Raw genomic sequence first — 21,185 nt, 5'->3', positions numbered from 1 at the left:
CAACCACAGGATTAAGATAAGCGAGAAACGTTGATGTCGAATACATATGACTCCTCAAGTATCAAGGTATTAAAAGGGCTGGATGCTGTTCGTAAACGTCCAGGCATGTATATCGGCGATACCGATGATGGTACTGGCCTGCACCACATGGTCTTCGAGGTTGTTGACAACGCTATCGACGAAGCCCTCGCAGGTCATTGTGACAAAATAGTTGTTACTATCCATGCAGATAACTCTGTTTCTGTACAGGATGATGGCCGCGGTATTCCTACCGGCATACACGAAGAAGAAGGTGTTTCAGCAGCGGAAGTCATCATGACCGTGCTGCATGCGGGGGGTAAGTTCGATGACAACTCCTATAAAGTTTCCGGCGGTCTGCATGGCGTAGGGGTTTCTGTTGTTAACGCCTTATCTGAAAAACTGGAACTGACTATCCGTCGTGACGGCAAAGTGCACGAACAGACTTACCAGCATGGGGTTCCACAGTCACCACTGAAAGTGGTCGGTGATACAGAACAAACGGGAACAACCGTGCGTTTCTGGCCTAGTATGGATACGTTCAAAATTAACACCGAGTTCGAATACGATATTCTGGCAAAACGTCTGCGCGAATTATCATTCCTGAACTCCGGTGTTTCCATCCGTTTAGTTGATAAACGTACTAATGCTGAAGATCTCTTCCATTACGAAGGCGGAATCAAAGCATTTGTTGAATACCTGAGCCGCAATAAAAACCCGATTCACCAGAATGTCTTCTATTTCTCCACCGAGAAAGACGGTATCGGTGTTGAAATTTCTATGCAATGGAATGACGGTTTTCAGGAAAATATTTACTGCTTCACCAACAACATTCCTCAGCGCGATGGGGGAACTCACTTAGTGGGCTTCCGTACCGCGATGACCCGTACCCTCAACAGTTACATGGATAAAGAGGGTTACAACAAAAAATCCAAAGTCAGCGCGACCGGTGATGATGCCCGTGAAGGCCTGATTGCCGTTATCTCTGTTAAAGTTCCAGATCCGAAGTTCTCTTCTCAGACCAAAGACAAGCTGGTTTCCTCTGAAGTGAAAACCGCCGTTGAAACGCTGATGAATGAGAAGCTGGTGGAATACCTGCTGGAAAATCCGAACGATGCCAAAACCGTTGTCGGTAAAATCATTGATGCAGCCCGTGCCCGTGAAGCAGCACGTAAAGCGCGTGAGATGACCCGCCGTAAAGGTGCTCTGGATTTAGCTGGTCTGCCGGGCAAACTGGCTGACTGTCAGGAACGTGATCCGGCTCACTCTGAACTCTACTTAGTGGAGGGTGATTCTGCGGGCGGTTCTGCAAAACAGGGGCGTAACCGTAAGAATCAGGCAATCCTGCCACTGAAAGGTAAGATCCTGAACGTTGAAAAAGCGCGTTTTGACAAAATGCTCTCTTCACAGGAAGTGGCAACCCTGATTACCGCACTGGGCTGTGGTATCGGCCGTGATGAGTACAACCCAGACAAACTGCGTTATCACAGCATTATCATCATGACCGATGCCGATGTTGATGGTTCCCATATCCGTACTCTGTTGCTGACATTCTTCTATCGCCAGATGCCTGAGATCATTGAGCGTGGTTATGTCTATATTGCCCAGCCACCACTGTACAAAGTGAAGAAAGGCAAACAAGAACAATACATCAAAGATGATGATGCAATGGAAGCGTATCAGATGTCCATCGCACTGGATGGCGCATCACTGTATACCAATCCACATGCTCCGGCTCTGAAAGGTGAAGCACTGGAACAGCTGGTCACTGAATTCAATGCCGCACAAAAAATCATCAAACGTATGGAGCGTTTGTATCCTCAGGCGTTACTGAGCAATCTGGTCTATCATCCGAAACTGACAGAAGATACCTTAACCGATCAGACCAAAGTGGAAGAGTGGGTCAGTGCCCTGACTATTCGCCTGAATGATAAAGAGCAGCATGGCAGCACTTACAGCTATCAGATCCATGAAAACCGCGAACGTCAGGTTTATGAGCCGGTTCTGTGTATCCGTACCCACGGTGTTGATACCAACTACAATCTGGATTTCGATTTCATTCACGGTGGCGAATACCGTCGCATCAGCAAACTGGGTGAATTGATCAGCAACCTGATTGAAGAAGGTGCCTACATTGAACGTGGTGAGCGCCGTCAGCCTGTGAGCAGCTTTGAACAAGCGCTGGAATGGCTGAGCAAAGAATCACGCCGCGGTCTTTCTATTCAGCGCTATAAAGGTCTGGGAGAAATGAACCCTGAGCAATTGTGGGAAACCACGATGAACCCGGAAACCCGCCGTATGATGCGTGTTACTGTGAAAGATGCCATTGCAACGGATCAACTGTTCACCACCCTGATGGGCGATGCGGTTGAACCTCGCCGTGCATTTATCGAAGAGAATGCGCTGAAAGCAGCAAATATTGATATTTAATATTGCTAACTTTATCCCGGATAATTAATTATTATCCGGGATAATAACTATCATCGAACTTTCATTCATATAATAAGAAAATCATTTTCTTCAATTCATATACTGTAAACAATCATTCCATGAATGAAGATTTTCCTTCAAACATCTCATCAATTCAGACGTTGTTCATATCGTTAAAGCTGAAACCATGTATTAAATGAATATAAAAATAATCATTGTTCATGATGATATAGAAAAATATTTTTACATATAACTTAATTACTTTTTCATTGTATCGATAAATCCAGACCAAATTTGGCCATAAGTAATATACAAATCAGAATCTGAACCAACCTGATAGTCAAAATAGATTTTTGCAGGGCCATTAGGAAAAGATTGTATATTTTCTAGAAAATCACGAGGTATGTTGATAGTTGTCCAATTTATTCCCCCAGGCTTAATCATCAATTCCGCTGTACCTGTCCAGTTAAAATTACCATTAGCAGCGGTAATATATACATTACCGATGACTGTTGCTCCCATTGGAGGAAGTGAAGGATTCTTATCCGTATCAGCTGTTCCAACAATCTTCATGAATAGACCAACTGAACTATTAGGATCGGTATTTATATCCTGATAAGTAATAGTATTGCCTTCAACAACATCTCCATTGCTATTAGTAACTACACATGGATTATATACCCTACTAACATCAGGCCATGGTCCATTCGGGGTTCTGGTATAATTAATCTTTAGTGGAGGAGATTTGTGTGGGTAAGGCTTTCCATTTTCTTCATCGAAAATAATGTAAGTAAAGTTTTGCAAGCTGTTATTTACAAAAATCCCACTAGGTAAAACAAACTTACCATTTATTTGATCTTTATCAAAAAAAATGTATTTTTTGGTATACCTACCATCAACAAAAAATAGTATGTAACACAATTTACCAATATCCGTATTTTTCATTATATCTATATTAAATGAAAATTTACCATCACCAGTGGAGTATATGTTTCTACCATGCAAATTTATAATATCTGGAAGAGGAAAATCATCGGGATAGTTTGTAATTATTTGATTAGTAATAAATAATGCATTTTGCTGGTAAAAAGAATCACTCGTAGCAAAGCTGCTGGATAATATTAAAATAAGATTTTGGGGCTTAACAACATTTATAAAAAATAATATTTCACCATTATCATCTGATTCAATATAAAAACCATCAATACCGTTATGTTTTTCAATTTCTATAACATCTTTATGATTGGAGTAATATATAATTATTCCATCTGGAAATTTGTAAGAGTCGGAGATAATGAATAATTTTTTATTTGGTAAAGAAGTCCCATTTTTATCCTTCAGCGTTGTTGTTACTTTAGTGAACACTTCACCTTTGTGACCTAATGGAAATATTAAAAACGGATTATCGAATTTCCAATACATTGAGGGGACATAAATATCATCATCTAAAGAATAGTTATCCATTTTTTCACCTTTATCGTATTTTGTTTTATAAAAAATAATAACAACAATGATATATACAATTATCTTCTCGATACAATGAGAAGAGTAAGTAAACCCTTCGCTATTTTTAGCTATATTTAGTGAGAGGTAAAAATAAGTCCAAAATGAATAAGTACAACTAATTAACACAATCACTATAAAGTGAGTGCTTTTAAAAATCTAATGACAAAAAGTTATCACCCGTATATGAAAGATACTAAGAATTAAATTTTTCAAAAAAACATGCATCCAATATTTTTAAATACCGCTCACTTAAAGCGGTATTATCCATATTGGCGGGAAACCTCTGTAATAGACTGATTTTCTACAACAATATACGCAGCATCCTACGCAATGGCTCCGCCGCTCCCCACAGCAGCTGATCACCAACCGTAAAGGCAGACAGATATTCAGGTCCCATATTGAGCTTACGCAGGCGTCCCACCGGTGTATTCAGAGTCCCTGTCACCGCAGCCGGTGTTAATTCGCGCATGGTCAGCTCACGATCATTTGGAATAACGCGAACCCACTCATTATGGGAGGCCAGCAACGTCTCAATTTCGTGGATCGGAATATTTCGTTTCAGCTTCAGGGTAAATGACTGACTATGGCAGCGCAATGCGCCAACGCGAACACACAGGCCATCAACCGGAATAATATCGTTACCTGTGTTCAGGATCTTGTTGGTTTCCGCCTGCCCTTTCCACTCTTCGCGGCTCTGGCCATTTTCCAGCTGCTTATCAATCCACGGGATCAAACTTCCCGCCAGCGGAACGCCAAATTGATCTGTCGGCAACGTGCCACTGCGAGTAAAGTCTGTAACGCGCTTTTCAATATCCAAAATAGCAGAAGCCGGATTTTGCAGTTCATCCGCAACCTGATTGTGCAGCATACCCATTTGCGTCAATAGTTCGCGCATATGACGAGCACCACCGCCGGAAGCGGCCTGATAAGTTGAAACTGACGCCCACTCAATCAAGTTATTAGCAAACAAACCACCCAATGACATCAACATCAGGCTGACAGTACAGTTACCACCAACAAACGTTTTAATGCCTTTATTCAGGCTGTCCTGAATGTGCTGATGGTTAACAGGATCAAGGATAATGACTGCATCATCATTCATACGCAGTGCAGAAGCTGCATCAATCCAATACCCTTGCCAGCCCGTTGCTCTCAGTTTAGGGTAAATGTTATTGGTATAATCTCCCCCCTGACAGCTGATAATAATATCCAGTGCTTTGAGTGCTTCAAGATCAAAAGCATCCTGCAATACACCTGATTTACCTGTAAATTCCGGCGCTGCTTGCCCGTGTTGGGAAGTGGTAAAGAAGACGGGGTTAATCTCATTAAAATCCCCTTCCTCGATCATCCTCTGCATCAATACTGAACCAACCATGCCACGCCAGCCGATAAAACCTACATTTTTCATCATCTTTACCCTGTCTTAAAAAAGTCGTTGTCAGCACCCCTGACACCACTAAAGCTGACAAAATATGTGAAAAGGTGCAAGTAAATTTATGCACTACAGGGATAACAGTTTTGTGATGTTAAGCACCATTTTTTACAGCTCATCTTAGTTCTTTTTCAGCCAGTATAATTAGCTATCGAAAAATGATTAATTAACTTATAATTTATATTATTAATTATATCAAATGATATTCCGTTCTGAATTTACATCTTAAATACCCTTACACTTATTTTTATTTCCATACAGAATAACAACCAATCAAGAAAATAAATTATTTTATCCTTCACTATAAAAATATAAATAAATAACAATTTTCAATTATTACAATAAGATTGAAAAAAACCATCTCTTCCTCTATTCAGTTATTTTGAAAACTGATTTAATTGAGTATTATTAAAAATTATTATCATCCAGAGATAGCATTCCAATGGAGCTTTTTTTACAAAACTGCTTAGCTTTCCCGGTGGTTATTTTCAGCGGGCTATTACTTATTGTTTTATTTTATTGGATTTGTGCTGCTTTTGGCTTATTAGACATTGATATTCTTAATATCGATGTAGATAGTTTCGATACCTCTGATGCTTCTGTTCTGGCTGGATGGTTAACAAAACTTGGCCTGAGCGGAATTCCCGTCACCATTATTATCACTCTGATTACTCTGATCGGCTGGCCGCTGGGCTATTTCAGCGAACATTTAATGCTGCGTTTCATTGAAACTGATTTAATCCGTTACTTACTTGGTACAGTGGCGCTGTTTATCGTTGGTTTTATTGCCCTATTACTGACAACCATGCTCCTGCGCCCGTTACAACCGAAACTCGCCAAACTTAATCGTTCCAACAGTGTTGATAATTTAATCGGGAAAATCGCTGAAGTCCGTTCTCCCATAGTCACCGAACAACGGGGCGAAGCACTGATGAATAACAATGGTGCCAGCCTTATCTTGCAGATTCGTGCGCCAGAAAGTGATGGCATTGCCCGCGGGGATCGTGTCGTCCTTATTAGCTACGACGCCACAACGAACAGTTATACCGTCGTCAGTGAAGATGAATTCAGATTGTGACAACGTTCTTGTTACTAAACCCAGTACCATAAATTTTGCTATCTGACATGCCTCACTCTACATTCCGGTCATGGATGAATAGCAGCTTAAACTCCGGGGAATTACGTTAACCCCGAACAGGTTTGCTCGACAATGTTTGCCCTAAAACAAAATGGAGAAACACATACACATGTCAGATATTAACTTGGCTGATTTCATGCCTTTCCTGATAATTATTGCGACAATTATTATCGTCATTCTGGGTTTCTTTGGGCTTTTCAAAGCGTTTTATATCAAAGTCCCACAGGGAACCGCCCTGATCGTTAACGATATGTCAGCTCAGCCCAAAGTGCATTTCACCGGTGCACTGGTCTATCCCGTTATTTATAAGAAAGAATTTATGCGCATCTCCCTGCTGACGCTGGAAGTGGATCGTCGGGGTAAAGATGGCCTGATCTGTAAAGATAACCTGCGTGCAGACATTACGGTTGCTTTCTATCTGCGCGTCAATGAAACCACGGAAGATGTCCTGAAAGTGGCAAAATCTATCGGTGTTGAGCGCGCATCTGACCATAACGCAGTCAACGCCCTGTTTAGCGCAAAATTCTCAGAAGCCCTGAAAACGGTTGGTAAACAATTCGAACTATCAAAACTGTTTGAAGACCGCCAGAACTTCCGCGACCGTATTGTTGATGTGATCGGCAAAGATTTAAATGGTTATGCTCTGGAAGACGTTGCCATCGATTATCTGGAACAAACGCCGAAAAATTCGCTGGACCCGAACAATATTTTCGATGCCGAAGGTATCCGTAAGATCACTGAAATTACGGCAATTCATAATATTGAAACCAACCAGAAAGAGCGGGATCAGGAACTGGCTATCCAGAAGAAAAACGTGGAAACCCGCGAAGCCAGCCTTGCTTTAGAGCGCCAACAGGCTGATGCAGAAGCCCGCCAGAAACGTGAAATTGAAAGCATTCGTGCCCGTGAAACAGCCGAAACCCTGAAAGTCAAAGAAGAAGAGCGTCTGAAAGCAGAGCAGGCCCGTATTCAGACCCAACAGGAAATTGAAATTCGCGAAGAGAACCGCCTGCGTGAAGTGGAGGTGGCGCAACAAAACCGCGAACGGGCCGTAATCATTGAGATGGAAAAGGTCACTCGCGCGCAAGAGCTGGAAATTGTCTCCCGCGAGCGTGAAGTCGAACTCCAGCGCATCGAAAAAGAGAAAGCACTGGAAGAAGAGCGCAAAAATATCTCCAACGTCATTCGTGAACGTGTCGCAGTAGAAAAAACCGTTGCGCAGGAAGAAGAGCGTATTAAAGAAGTCCGCATGATTTCTGAGGCTGATCGCAAGAAACAAATCACCATTATTGATGCTCAGGCCAAGGCAGAGCAGGAGCTGGTTCGGCAGGTGAAACAGGCCGAAGCGGATGAGAACAGTGCAAAATACAAAGCACTGGAAATCAGCACAATGGCACAGGCAGAACTCGAAGCCGCCGCTAAACAGTCTGAAGCGAAAAAACGGATGGCTGAAGGTATTGAAGCGGAAGAAGCGGCTCTGGGTCTGGCTGAAGCCCGTATTCGTCAGGCTAAAGCTGAAGCAGAAGAGAAAGAAGGTCTGGTTCAGGCCAATATCATTGCCGAGAAATTACTGGCAGAAGCTCGTGGTACACAGGAAAAAGGTCTGGCTGAAGCGCGGGTCATGGAAGCTCAGGCTGATGCCTCTGAAAAACAAGGGCTGGCAGAAGCTAAAGTTCTGGAAGAGAAACTGTCAGCTCAGGCTCGTGGTGACGAGCAGCAAGCTCACGCCAAAGAAAAACTGGGTCTGGTGGATGCCAAAGTACTGGAAGAAAAACTGACAGCACAGGCTCGCGGTGAAGGCCAGCTGGGTACAGCACAGGCTGAAGTTATCCGCCAGCGCCTGAAAGCAGAAGCTGATGGTCTGACCGATAAATTCACTGCCATGGGCAACCTTAACGATACTGCCCGTGATCACGAAGAATTCCGTATGCGTCTTGAGAAAGACTTTGAGCAGGCCATGTCTGCCATTGCCGCTAATAAAGAGATCGCCAAAGAGCAGGCAGAAGTTCTGGCAGCGGCACTCAGCAAAACCAACATTGATATCGTGGGTGGCGACGGTAGTTTCTTCAATACCTTCTCCAAAGCGCTTACTGTCGGCAAAGCCATTAATGGCGTGGTGGACAAAAGCCCATTAGTCAAATCAGCCGTTGATAAGCTGCTGACGGGTAAAGGCGATAAAGGCATTGTAGAAAAATTTGTGGAAAAAGAAGTCGGTGAGAAAAAACTGGATTTCAACGCCCTGCTACAAAATCCGGAAGTCCAGTCTCTGGTCAATATGTTCAGTGGCAATCAAAAAGATCAGACGCCAAAAAGCCCGAATAAAGATAATTCCGAAGAGTAATCAGTCATACCCACCGCCACGGCAACCGTGCCGGTGGGCAATTCACATGCCCTGAAACCCGAATTAATCTCATAAAGCAAGGAAACACTTACGCCATGTCAGATAGCCAACTGAATGATAATCAAGTAAACACCCGCGAACAGGAATTGTTGGATAACGCCGTCGCTGAAGGTGGAGCCTATGATATCTTACGCAATCGTCTGTCTGAACAAGGCCAGCAGCTACACGAAAAAGTCAGCCTGCTGAATAGCCGCCGTCTGGAAGAATTTGGCAAAAATCAGACAGATATTATTGGTCGTATCCGTATCCGCACAGAAAATAACTGCGTTGCTAGGGATATTGTCCGCGTCGGTGACTGGCTACTGTTTGGCTACAATGTTTTCCTTGGCTTGAAAAAAGAAACGCGGGTCGAAGATGTTTTCTCCCTGTACAAACTAAAAAAAGAAAATGATGAATATGATGTTGAATCCGTCCCGTTATCGGGCACGTTTCTTAACATCACCAGCTTTGTGCAGGATTTCCACGAACTCTATACCTACTATAAAAACACCCAATTACTGGAACTGGTTGAGCGGGATGGCAAACTCCTTGCCAGTTTCCAGATTGGTGAGCGTATCACCGATATCCGCGTATTCCGCTGGGCAATCTCCAGCGATAAAACCGAAATCAGGTATATCGATAATCGCGGTGAACGTGATATTGCCCTGCCTCCGGCCTATGATTTTGAATGGCAGCGAACAACACGGGAAAATACCGTTCATGGTCGCTATCCACATATGAACATTCTCGATACAGTATTTGTGGAAACGATTGGTGGCGATCTGACCATCAAATGTGAAAACAATACCGAAGATGGGTTGGGTATTTATCGGGAAGCGGTGTTGGATAAAACCCAATCACTGGATGATGCGCAGATCGAATATGCTCAGACAGGCAGTCTGGTTTTGCTGAAAATTCTGCCTTATCGTGAGGATACATGGCGTTATCTGGTTTACAACACGCTGACTCAGACGGTACAACGCATTGATGCCATTGGATTAGCTTGTATTCAGCTACCGGAAGATCACGGTATTATTTTCCCCGGTGGCTATTATCTGCAAAACGGCGAGTACAAAACCTTTGATCAGCCCATGGACGGAATGCGTTTCAGGCGGGTTCGCCGCTCCCCGAATGGCGAAGATGTTATGTATATCTTCTATGAGCCAAAACTCGGTCGGCTGGCACTGTTCAATTACAACCTGATCGAACGTAAGCTACAAAACCCGCTGTTCGGGCACGGTTATGCCATGCTGGAAGATGGTCAGATGGTACTGTTCGAAGGCCAGTCAGATGAGCCAACACGCATCCATCCGATGCAAATCTGGCAAACCCCTTTCTATTCTGACGAATATGCCGCCCGCCAACCGGCAAAAAACAGCTTTCTGGGACGTATCGGTAATGCTGAACTGGTGCGGGGAATTTCCGATCTTTACCATATAGCTAAGGAAATTGAACAACAGCAGATCTCTTCTCAGCTTTATGAAAAACTTTGTCAGGATACCCGCCGTCTGGTGGATATCTACTATTGGCTAAGTGACGAACAGAGCCTGCATATTGCAGCACTTCTCAAAGAGATCGCCAATACCGGCGAACGCGTATTGGATGAATACGAAAAAGTCGAAAGTATTCGTCGTCAATCCGTCCGGGCGATGAATGAGGCCACATCGCATCAAAAAGAGCTGATGATTGCCATGCTGCCGGAAAGCTGGACTGAAACTCAGCAATATATTGATGCCTTAAACAACCTGAGTATCCAGCGTGGTCACTTAATTACCCTGCGTGACCACCGTTATATTGACCTCGTCCGCCTTGATGAAATGGAAGCACAGCTGGCTGACAGTCAACAACGTATTTCACTGGCAACCGCAGATTTCCTCGCCAGCAACAAAGCATTACAGCCTTTCAATCAACAGTTACAAATACTGGATAAGCAAATACAAGAAGCGGCTAACAGCGCCCAATTGACAGAACCATTGGCGGGCATGGAGAAAATGTCAGCCGATCTGGATATGCTGTCAAACCTGATGGCTTCACTGAAATTTGAAGATACAACCCAGCAAACGCATATTATTGAATCCATTTCTGAAATTTACGCCCTGCTGAATCAGGCCAAAGCCAGACTGCAACAGCGCCGCAAAGAAAAAGGCGCTGTTGAATCCGTCGCACAATTTAGTGCTCAATTTAAATTGTTCAGTCAGGGGATCACCAACGCCCTGACACTTTCCACTGACCCCGAACGTTGTGAAGAACAACTCTCACGCCTGTTAGTTCAGCTGGAAGAACTTGAAAGCCAGTTCAGTGACCACGATGAATTCCTGAATGACATTCTGGATAAACGCGAAGAGTTGCTGGAAACATTTGAAACGCACAAACAATCACTGCTGGATGAGCGTCAGCGCAAAGCTCAGAATTTACAGGTTGCAGCAGAACGCTTACTGGACAGCATCAATCGCAGAACAGCCAAATTTTCTTCTCTTGATGAACTGAACGCCTTCTTTGCTGCTGATACCCTGTCGCTGAAAGCCCGTGAAATTATCGGGCGTCTGCGTGATCTGAAAGACAGTGTTAAAGCGGATGATATTGATGCCAAATTCAGGGCCGCACGCGATCAGGCGATCCGCAGCCTGCGGGATAAAAAGGATATCTACGAAGATGGCGGCAATATTATCAAACTTGGGCCTCGTCATCGTTTCAGTGTGAATACACAAGAACTGGATCTGACCATCCTGCCCCGAGGCGACAAATTATATCTGCATTTAACCGGTACAGATTATCAGGAGCCGATAAACAGCCCGGAACTTGAATCGTTGAAACCCTACTGGGCGATTTCCCTTGAATCTGAATCCCCCTCAGTCTATCGGGCAGAATACCTTGCTTATTCACTTATCTACTCAGCCAGCAAAGAGCAGGCCGGATTAACACTGGATGGGCTAAAATCCCTGATTAGCCAGCCGGATATGCTGGAAAAAACCGTGCGTGATTTTGCCGCTCCCCGTTATAAAGAAGGGTATGAAAAAGGGATTCATGATCATGATGCCATCGCCATTCTGCGCAAACTCATTCCTGTAGGGGAAAGTGCCGATCTTCTTCGTTTCAATCCCCATGCCAGAGCGATTGCTGTTCTGTTCTGGGAGCAAGTTCAGCAAGAAAAACAGCCATCTTTGTGGCCGGAACGCGCTCGCACCTGCACCAATATTTATCAACTGTTCCGTAATGATGCCGGTTTACGGGATCTGGAAGCCGAAATAGAAGCAGAAATAAGCCTGTTCCGTGAACGCCATCCAATCAGGTGTGAACCCTATCAACAAACACAGGCCGCAGAATATTTGTGTCTGGCGCTGAGTCGCATGACAGTAGAATTTACTTTCAGTAAATATGCCCGAACCTTGCTGGAAGGCCTGCAATCTGCGCTGGAAAAAGCGCATATGTGGGGTGATTTCATTCACTCACAGCAGAATCTCGGCCAGCGCTTTGCTCAACGCTGGACGCTGGTGGAGAACTGGCTGAACGGGCTTTGCTCCTTAGCTGAATTTGCACCACTAAAAGATTATATTTCGGAAGCTGTCGCCCTGACCGTACTGGATAAATCACTTAACGTGCGCTTCAGTGAAGTCGATCTGCACTTTACTGTCACCAATTTAATTGGCGAACATCCTTCCATCATTAACCAGACGCTGACGCTCAGCCTTGATGACTATTTCGGCCGCATGAGAAAACAGCGCAAGGTATTTATCCCCGCTTATCATCATTATCAGGAATTACGTCAGGGTGTCCTGAATCAGCAGCGCCAATCCCTAAAGCTGCATGAATTCAAGGCTCGACCACTGAGTTCATTTGTCCGCAATAAACTGATCAACGATGTTTATCTGCCATTAATCGGCGATAATCTTGCCAAACAAATTGGAGCTGTCGGAGAAGGTAAAAGAACAGATCTGATGGGAATGTTGTTGATGATCTCCCCACCGGGCTACGGTAAAACCACCCTAATGGAATATATCGCTAACCGTCTTGGCCTGATCTTCATGAAGATTAACGCTCCGGCATTAGGGCATGATGTACTATCACTCGATCCGGCTCAGGCACCGAATGCGACAGCCCGTCAGGAGCTGGAAAAGCTGAATCTGGCACTGGAAATGGGCAATAACGTGATGCTGTATATTGATGATATTCAGCATACCAATCCTGAATTTCTGCAAAAATTTATTTCTCTGTGCGACGGAACACGGCGTATAGAAGGTGTCTGGAAAGGCAAAACCAAAACTTACGATATGCGCGGTAAAAAATTCTGCGTCGTTATGTCCGGTAACCCCTATACCGAATCCGGTGAGCTATTCAAAATCCCTGATATGCTGGCAAACCGTGCCGATATTTATAACCTCGGTGAAGTACTGGGAGGTATGGAAGAAGCCTTCACGCTGAGCTATATCGAAAACAGCCTGACTTCAAATCCGGTATTGGCTCCGCTGGCATTACGCGATATGAACGATCTTTACCTGTTTATCGATAAAGCAATGGGCAAGTCCTTCTCCGGCAATGCCTTAAGTTACCCATATAGTGATGCTGAAATTACTGAAATCGTCGCAATCCTTGAACGGCTGTTAATCATGAGAAGTGTCGTTTTCAAAGTTAACCAGCAATATATTGCCAGTGCCGCCCAGTCAGACAAATACCGGACAGAACCACCGTTCAAACTACAGGGCAGTTACCGCAATATGAATAAACTCAGTGAAAAAGTTTCTGCGGTCATGAATGAAGCTGAAATACAGCGCATTCTGGATGATCACTATCTGGGAGAAGCACAACTACTGACCAGTGGAGCAGAAGAAAACTTACTTAAACTGGCCGAACTTCGTGGCACCCTGACACCAGAAGAAGAACTGCGCTGGCAGCAGATAAAGCGTGATTTTATGCGCAATAAAGCATTGGGTGGCGATAACGCCGATGTAGGCGATCGGGTTGTAGCTCAGCTTGCTGATTTGGTTGAGAGTGTTCAGGCATTAGGGCATAACTAAAAAGAATTTATACACAATGAATTTCAAGATACGTCGCGGCGGCAAGGGAGTAACAAATTCGTCGGGAACGAATTTACCCAGCCAAAGGCTGCCTTCGGTGAAAGGCAGGAGCCTTTCATCAATCCTCAGGAGCATAGATAACCGTATGTTTATAAAAACGGTGACTGGAGTGAGCGAGTGCAGCCAACAAAGAGGTAACTTGAAAGACGAAGTGTATAGGCATTTTAAACGGAGGTAGATAATGATGGCTATATGGTTTAAACAACGCCTTTATATCCTGATAGGGCTAACCTCACTGCTTAACCTGATTACCCGCAGATGACAGTCCGTTACGATAACGGACTGTTGATAATTATGTCCACTCCAAAGCCGGATCATCTACTGGTTGACGTAAAACCTGTTTATCTTTTTGATAATCATGTGACACACGCCAGTTTTCGCTGCGTCCCTGACGGGGAAGAGCATCACCGCTTCGTTTTACATAACTGGATTTCAGCGCCCCGAAAATATTCTCATCCACCACAATCTCATCCGGCTGCGCATGTGGAGTCACAACCATAGCCTGACGACGATCCATTTCATGGAACAGACGACATATATAATCCGCTGAAAGATCAATTTTTAATGTCCAGGCATTATTAATGTACCCAAACAGGTAAGCAAAATTAGGAATATCCCGAATCAATGTTCCCTTATAAAACATAATGTTACTAGGATCTATCGGTTGCCCATCAATGGAAAGCCCAATCCCCCCCATAAGCTGTAATTGTAAACCTGTCGCTGTTACGATGATATCTGCCGGTAACTCCTTACCAGACTGCAACAAAATGCCATTCTCAGTAATATTCTTAATATGATCAGTAACAATCGATGCTTTTCCTTCTCTTATTATCTTAAAAAAATTACTGTCGGGCACAAAACACAATCGTTCATCCCACGGCATGTACTCAGGCGTAAGATTTTTCATGTCAAAGTCAGGGCCAACTTTCCTTTGGGCTAGTCCCAGCAAAAATGCTCTCAACATATTGGGAAAATATCGGCTTATCTTATACAGGTAACTGAAAAATAATATATTACGCTCTCTGCTCAGGGCATAAATCCAACGCTGAGGAATAATGCCTTTAAAAAATTCAGCGAATTTATCCCTGCCCGGTATTGAAAAAATATAACTGGGAGAACGCTGTAGCATAGTAATATGTTCTGTATCATTAGCCATTGCCGGCAATAAAGTTACCGCTGTCGCACCACTTCCAATCACAACAACCCGTTTCCGTTTGTAATCTAAAGTCTCAGGCCAATGTTGCGGATGAACCACCGGGCCCTTGAAATCTTCAAGTCCGGGAAGTTTGGGGGAATGAGGCTCATCATGGTTAAAGTAACCTGTCGCACCGATCAGAAAATTGCAGGTAAACTGCCGGGTTTCACCGCTGGCCTCATCAATTGCTGTAATCTCCCATTGACGGCTTTTATTTGACCAATTAATGAGGATTATTTTTATCCCAAACTGAATTTTTTTATCAATTTTATACTCCTCCATCGCTGAACGGAGATAACGTTTGATTGAAGGCCCATCAGCAAAAATACTGGTTTCTGTCCAGGGACTAAATTTATAGCCATAACTCATCATATCCGAATCAGTACGAATACCCGGATAACGGAATAAATCCCATGTTCCACCAATTGCACGACGACGCTCTAATATCCACACTTTCTTATCAGGGCATTCTCTGGCTAGATGGCATGCCATACCGATACCAGAAACACCAGCCCCCATAATCAAAACATCGTAATGATTATTCATATTCCCCCCTATAAGGTATTTTCTGACGAGGACATTTTCCCACCATCGCAACATGTTATTTTTTATTCAATAAAACAACCATTTGTATTTATGAGGGGGGACTAACATTAATCGAGGCCGGGGGAGGGATAGAATTTGTACAGCAATGATGGTGATAAAAATAAGCCAGCGCGGTCAGCAACAATGTGGAGTATAGAGCTACTGAATATTCCGCGTAGCCCTAGGAAAGACTTTCATTATAAATCAATCACTAGCCGTTTACCTTTCGCTCTGGAACAGCAAATCAGCAAAGATGTCTGGCTCTCTCTTTCTTCATCACTAAAATAGTGATCACGATGATCAGCCTCACCTTCTAAAATCGCCGTTTCACAAGTTCCGCAGATCCCTTCTCGGCATAAACTTTCAACCACTGCGGCGTTATTTCTTTCAATAACTTGCAGAATTGTCGATTCACTATCGACCTCCAGTTCAATTCCTGATCTGGCAAGCACAAGGGTAAAAGCATCCCCGGTTTTATCTTCAACCGCAAACTGCTCAAAATGTAACTGATATTGGGGAAATCCGGCTTTTTGTGCCGCTTGTTTTACACCTTCACTCAATGAATTTGAACCGCATGTATAAATGTGGCTTCCTTCAGGCAATTGAGCGATGAAAGTCTCCAGCTCAATACGGGAACCTTCAGATGAAACATGGCAAACAACTTTATCTTTAAATTCTGATGTCATTAATTCCTGCCAGAATGCGTTTTCATTGGCATTCCGGTAACAATAATGAAGTTCATAATCTGCATTTTGCTGTTCCAGCTGATGCAGGTGAGACATAAATGGCGTGATCCCGATTCCACCCGCAATTAAGATATGTTTTTTGGCTTCAGGCACGATTGAGAATAAATTATTAGGCTCAGAAACAAAGAGTTTATCCCCAATAGTGACTTTTTCATGCATAAATGCCGAACCACCGCGTGAACGCGCTTCCCGCTTAATTGCAATTTGATAACGTTGTTCATCAAAAGGAGAATTGAGCAACGAATAGGCATTACTATAATTACTGCTACCATCCTGCATTTGAACAAAAATATGACTGCCAGCAGTAAACGAGGGTAAATGCGTATTTTGATCAGGTATTAACGTGAAACGCTTAATGGTTGGCGTTATTGTTTCAATATCACTGACAATGACACCAACCATTTGATAACTAGCCATAAACTACACCTCATTCTTCATGGTAGATTTGCGCAATAAGATTATGGAAATAAGCGATACCATGCTCACTCATCCCACTTCCTGTGCTATCTGCCATGATGCGCCCCTGACCACGATAGCCACGGGATTTCAGCCCTTTTTGTACGCTTTCAACCAAACGAAGATCTTCCGGGCGAAAAACATCGCGATACCATTCGATCAAATCGTTTTGCTCCTGCGTCAGGTCCTCATTGGTAAAGTAAATATCGTAGTGTTGTAGCGTTGTTTCCGCATCAACCGGAAATTCATAAATAACCGTCATCATGCCTTTAATGGGCGTAACGTTGTACATAGTACAAGGCCATAACCAAAAACCATGGAATGAAGATTCACCTTCAAATTTGAAAGATTGCTCTGAGGGAACAGCATAACCAAATTGCAATGACCAGTTATCACGCATAGTATGCCAGTAGCGATCAACCTGAACAGAAGTAGAAAAACCCGGATGGGCCGGAGCACAGTGATAACATTCCAGATAGTTATCAACAATACTTTTCCAGTTAGCAGGAGTTGATGTCGTGAAACGGGCAGCCAGTTTTAAATCGTAAACTTCAGGGCAGGCTTCCGATACTTTGGCTCCTAATCCCGGCAACTGTTGTTCAACTGTACCGGCATTTACATCCATATTAATAAAGACAAAACCAGCGTATTCCTCCAGTTTAACAGGAGTCAGAGTCGCTAATTCTTTATCAAAATTGGCCACATTTTCGCAATTACGCGCGTGTGCTAAGGTGCCATCAAGTTTAAAGGCCCACGCGTGATAAGGGCAGGTGATCACATTTTTTGCCTTACCTTCCCCTTTTAATAACTGGTGTCCACGATGAGGACAAACGTTAAAAAATGCCCGTAATACTTTGTCACGCCCACGCACGATGACAATGTTTTCACCAATAATTTCGCGCGTAATGTAATCATTCGGGTTAGCCAACTCGCTGATGTGTGCAACACAGATCCAACTCTTAGCGAAAATCGCTTCTTTCTCATAATCAAATACACTCTGAGAAGTATAGAAACGGGCTGGCATGGTATAAGCTTCTGTCGGGTTTGCACAAAAATCTCTTGGCAATGTGAAATCAGGATGTTGGATGCTCATATCAATTCCTTAATCTTCTTATGACGTTCATTGACTGTTTTGTTAGTTATTGCTGTCGTGGATGAAGGTATTGTTAGTATTTTTTACTTTTATCGGCACCGGAATAACAACATTCTCCTGCTGTTCAGAAGTATCAATAAGATGGGCAGGAATATGTGCGTAATCTTGTTTTATCCAGCGAATAAAACCATAGACCTTAAATAATAGGATCACCAGAAAGGGGAGTGCTGTCAGCACTACCGTTGTTTTCATTGTTTCCAGAGAAGCTTGTGTAAACAAAATCGAAAGGGGAATGAGTGTAATCACCACACACCAGAAAAGACGTAAATTCCGGCTGGGGTCCTGACCTTCACTTAAATTACGGGTACTGGTTGCTGCCATCGTATAGGCCACCGCATCCATATGTGAGGCCAGAAAAATAATCATAATGCAAAGATAGGCAATAAGGAAAAACTGGCCGAATGGCAACGCATTCAATAGTTGATGAACCGCGGTTTCACCACCTAACGTATTTAATATTTCAGGGACATTAATGGCTCCGGTAATAAATTGGTGCATCGCATAACTTTCCAGAACCCCAAAGAAAAACCAACAGCCAAACGTACTGCCTAATAACAATGCCCAAATCACTTCCTTAATTTTTCGCCCGTGAGAGACCCTCGTCACAAACATAGCAACACCGGGAGTATATGAAATCCACCACAGCCAATAGAAAACAGTCCAGCTACGGGTAAATTGGCCATCCCCCATAGGGTCGGTAAACAAGCTCATTTGTAGGAAATTCTGCGTCGTCAGACCAATGGTATGAATAATATTATTAATGATAAATTCTGTCGGCCCTGCCATCAGAACCAGAAACGCAAACCCCAATGCACCCCAACCCACCATCTGGCTTAATCGCCGCATACCATTATCAATGCCAATATAAGAACTTAAGCTGAAAATTAATGCGGCTAATAATGTGATTCCGGCCTGAACCATAAAATTGTTCGGTATGCCGGTTAACACTGAAAGCCCACCACTTAATGTCGATGCAGTCACTACTAACGAAATCGTTAATGCGCCTACCGTCGCAATTAAGAATGTCATATCAACCAAACGCCCCCAAAAACCCTGAGGATTGATTTTGATAATGGCAGAAATGATCCCTGACAGGCTCAGACCTTTATTTTTTCTGACATGAAAATGGTAAGCCATCACCAATGAAGCCAAAGCATAAGTAGCCCAGGCACTGACTCCCCAATGGAAAAAAGAGTAACTGATACTGTATTCCAGAGCCTTAGGCGTATGAGGAGCAATATTCAGACCAGGCGTTTTATAGTAATAGGCCCACTCCATCACCCCCCAATATAACGTCGATGAACCAAGCCCCGCACAAATAAACATGCATAACCACGGTGCTGTAGCATATTTTGGCTTCCCTTCGCCAAGACGAATATTGCCGTATTTACTCAGTGCCAGATAAAGAACAAACATCAAAGCGACAAGCACTAAAATCTGAATGGTTGACCCAAGCAAACGAGTCAGACCATTAAAAATTGCATTAGCAATAACACTTGTTTTTTCAGGAAATGCACCGAGTGTTATTGCTATCACAATAATACAAACCAGACTGATGACAACTAACGGAATATCTTTCTTTGGGTTGCTCAGCATAAAACCTCCGCTTTACCATTTTGTATATCTCCTTATTTTTTATGGATACACAAAATTGCCTGCTATCGTTGTTATGGACAGGACAAAAGGAAAACGTGCAACTAAGTAAGAACAAAACTTATCGCTTCTTTTTGTTAACAATAAAAATATAGTGTCGCTACACTATTTAAACAATTAGCCAAACAGTAAATAGATAAAACACATATCGTAATTAATGTTTTGTGATGTTAGTTCAGAATCAGTCTGAAATCAGATAATAAAAAACCATATCCTCAATAAAGAATATGGTTTTTAGAAAATAATGTTTTTTTAGAAAAGAATAATTTTAAGCATTCAAATGCCCAACGATGGCTTCTCCCACCTGCTGTGTTGATGCCTTTCCTTTCATATCCGGGGTCACAATGCCTTGCGCGATTACCGCTTCAATCGCCGCTAAGATATCATCATGAGCACCCTGATAACGTTTATCTCCATCACCTAAAAACTGTAACATCATGGCTCCGGCCCAGATCATAGCAATCGGGTTAGCAATATTTTTGCCATAAATATCCGGTGCAGAGCCGTGAACAGGTTCGAACAAAGAAGGGAAATTCCTTTCCGGATTTAGATTAGCAGAAGGGGAAATTCCAATAGTTCCGGTACATGCCGGCCCAAGATCGGAAAGAATATCACCAAATAAATTGGAAGCGACAACAACATCAAACCGCTCTGGATTCAACACAAAGCGGGCACAAAGAATATCAATATGTTGTTTATCCCATTTAATATCAGGGTACTGTTTTGCCATCTCTTCAACGCGCTCATCCCAGTAAGGCATACTTATCGATAACCCATTGGATTTCGTTGCAGAAGTTAATAATTTACGGGGACGACTCCGGGCTAATTCAAATGCATATTTCAGAATGCGATCAACCCCACGGCGGGTAAAAACCGACTCCTGAATCACCACTTCATGCTCTGTTCCTTGATTAAAACGCCCCCCAATAGCAGAATATTCCCCTTCAGTATTTTCTCGGACGACATAGAAATCGATATCTTCCGGTTTCTTATTCGCTAACGGGCAAGGCACTCCCGGTAACAAACGTACAGGACGCAAATTAACATACTGCTGAAAATCACGGCGAAACTTAAGTAATGATCCCCAAAGTGATATATGATCAGGCACAGTTTCAGGCCAGCCTACCGCGCCAAAATAAATGGCATCAAATTGCATTAATTGATTAAACCAGTCATCCGGCATCATTTTGCCGTGCCTGAGATAATAATCGCAGCTGGCCCATTCAAAATATTCAAACGATAAATGAAGATCCCATTTTTCAGCCACCGCCTGCAAAATCCGAATACCTTCAGGAAGCACTTCATGACCAATTCCATCACCCGGAATTGCTGCAATTTTAAACGTTTTTTTCATCGAGTATATCTCATTTATCAGGGTACAGAATTGACTTTCTGGATATCTTATAATTGACTGATTTGTA

General features: G+C 43.3%; 11 protein-coding genes. 4 read left to right on the top strand and 7 right to left on the bottom strand.

Features of this window, described 5'->3' with window-relative positions; translation table 11 throughout:
• Positions 1 to 33 precede the first annotated feature (33 nt).
• Positions 34 to 2,448 (top strand): DNA topoisomerase (ATP-hydrolyzing) subunit B, encoded by a 2,415-nt coding sequence (gene gyrB, locus Xsto_RS06730; protein WP_099124494.1) that lies wholly within the window; start codon positions 34 to 36, stop codon positions 2,446 to 2,448.
• A 258-nt stretch (positions 2,449 to 2,706) separates the two neighbouring features.
• On the opposite strand, the gene Xsto_RS06725 is transcribed toward gyrB, so the two are convergent.
• Both Xsto_RS06725 and asd read right to left on the bottom strand, forming a co-directional pair.
• A complete protein-coding gene (locus Xsto_RS06725) occupies positions 2,707 to 3,912 on the bottom strand; it encodes a hypothetical protein (RefSeq protein WP_099124492.1) in 1,206 nt (401 codons plus the stop codon).
• A gap of 343 nt (positions 3,913 to 4,255) precedes the next feature.
• A complete protein-coding gene (gene asd, locus Xsto_RS06720; RefSeq protein WP_099124490.1) occupies positions 4,256 to 5,362 on the bottom strand; it encodes an aspartate-semialdehyde dehydrogenase in 1,107 nt (368 codons plus the stop codon).
• 466 nt (positions 5,363 to 5,828) lie between these two features.
• Here asd and Xsto_RS06715 point away from each other — a divergent pair, with 466 nt between their 5' ends.
• The 3 genes from Xsto_RS06715 (at position 5,829) to Xsto_RS06705 (ending at position 13,916) form a co-directional block, all read left to right on the top strand.
• Positions 5,829 to 6,464, top strand: coding sequence for an OB-fold-containig protein (locus Xsto_RS06715; RefSeq protein WP_099124489.1), 636 nt, complete (start codon positions 5,829 to 5,831; stop codon positions 6,462 to 6,464).
• A gap of 178 nt (positions 6,465 to 6,642) precedes the next feature.
• Positions 6,643 to 8,865 (top strand): flotillin family protein, encoded by a 2,223-nt coding sequence (locus tag Xsto_RS06710; protein WP_099124600.1) that lies wholly within the window; start codon positions 6,643 to 6,645, stop codon positions 8,863 to 8,865.
• Between the two features lie 95 nt (positions 8,866 to 8,960).
• A complete protein-coding gene (locus Xsto_RS06705; protein WP_099124487.1) occupies positions 8,961 to 13,916 on the top strand; it encodes a DNA repair ATPase in 4,956 nt (1,651 codons plus the stop codon).
• Between the two features lie 352 nt (positions 13,917 to 14,268).
• Here the strand turns inward: Xsto_RS06705 and Xsto_RS06700 are convergent, their stop codons facing one another.
• The 5 genes from Xsto_RS06700 to Xsto_RS06680 all read right to left on the bottom strand — a co-directional run bounded on the left by Xsto_RS06700 (position 14,269) and on the right by Xsto_RS06680 (position 21,118).
• Entirely contained in the window at positions 14,269 to 15,717 is a 1,449-nt protein-coding gene (locus Xsto_RS06700) for a flavin-containing monooxygenase (protein WP_099124486.1), read from the bottom strand.
• A gap of 236 nt (positions 15,718 to 15,953) precedes the next feature.
• Positions 15,954 to 16,919, bottom strand: coding sequence for a PDR/VanB family oxidoreductase (locus Xsto_RS06695; protein WP_099124484.1), 966 nt, complete (start codon positions 16,917 to 16,919; stop codon positions 15,954 to 15,956).
• 10 nt (positions 16,920 to 16,929) lie between these two features.
• Positions 16,930 to 18,051 carry an aromatic ring-hydroxylating oxygenase subunit alpha gene (locus Xsto_RS06690; protein ID WP_099124482.1) on the bottom strand — a complete coding sequence of 374 codons (1,122 nt, stop codon included), beginning with the start codon at positions 18,049 to 18,051 and terminating at the stop codon, positions 16,930 to 16,932.
• Between the two features lie 42 nt (positions 18,052 to 18,093).
• Positions 18,094 to 19,707, bottom strand: coding sequence for a BCCT family transporter (locus Xsto_RS06685; RefSeq protein WP_099124480.1), 1,614 nt, complete (start codon positions 19,705 to 19,707; stop codon positions 18,094 to 18,096).
• Between the two features lie 325 nt (positions 19,708 to 20,032).
• On the bottom strand, positions 20,033 to 21,118 hold the full coding sequence (locus tag Xsto_RS06680) for a tartrate dehydrogenase (protein ID WP_099124478.1): 1,086 nt from the start codon (positions 21,116 to 21,118) through the stop codon (positions 20,033 to 20,035).
• Between the last annotated feature and the right edge of the window lie 67 nt (positions 21,119 to 21,185).

This window comes from Xenorhabdus stockiae, from assembly GCF_002632825.1.
GTDB lineage: Bacteria > Pseudomonadota > Gammaproteobacteria > Enterobacterales > Enterobacteriaceae > Xenorhabdus > Xenorhabdus stockiae.
This window is presented reverse-complemented; position numbering and strand designations above follow the sequence as displayed.

What these genes read in the sequence shown, in the direction of transcription:
- gyrB (WP_099124494.1), top strand. Translation starts at nt 34, where the DNA reads ATGTCGAATACATATGACTCCTCAAGTATCAAGGTATTAAAAGGGCTG.
- Xsto_RS06690 (WP_099124482.1), bottom strand. Translation starts at nt 18,051, where the DNA reads ATGAGCATCCAACATCCTGATTTCACATTGCCAAGAGATTTTTGTGCA.
- Xsto_RS06700 (WP_099124486.1), bottom strand. Translation starts at nt 15,717, where the DNA reads ATGAATAATCATTACGATGTTTTGATTATGGGGGCTGGTGTTTCTGGT.
- Xsto_RS06715 (WP_099124489.1), top strand. Translation starts at nt 5,829, where the DNA reads ATGGAGCTTTTTTTACAAAACTGCTTAGCTTTCCCGGTGGTTATTTTC.
- Xsto_RS06685 (WP_099124480.1), bottom strand. Translation starts at nt 19,707, where the DNA reads ATGCTGAGCAACCCAAAGAAAGATATTCCGTTAGTTGTCATCAGTCTG.
- Xsto_RS06705 (WP_099124487.1), top strand. Translation starts at nt 8,961, where the DNA reads ATGTCAGATAGCCAACTGAATGATAATCAAGTAAACACCCGCGAACAG.
- Xsto_RS06725 (WP_099124492.1), bottom strand. Translation starts at nt 3,912, where the DNA reads ATGGATAACTATTCTTTAGATGATGATATTTATGTCCCCTCAATGTAT.
- asd (WP_099124490.1), bottom strand. Translation starts at nt 5,362, where the DNA reads ATGAAAAATGTAGGTTTTATCGGCTGGCGTGGCATGGTTGGTTCAGTA.
- Xsto_RS06680 (WP_099124478.1), bottom strand. Translation starts at nt 21,118, where the DNA reads ATGAAAAAAACGTTTAAAATTGCAGCAATTCCGGGTGATGGAATTGGT.
- Xsto_RS06695 (WP_099124484.1), bottom strand. Translation starts at nt 16,919, where the DNA reads ATGGCTAGTTATCAAATGGTTGGTGTCATTGTCAGTGATATTGAAACA.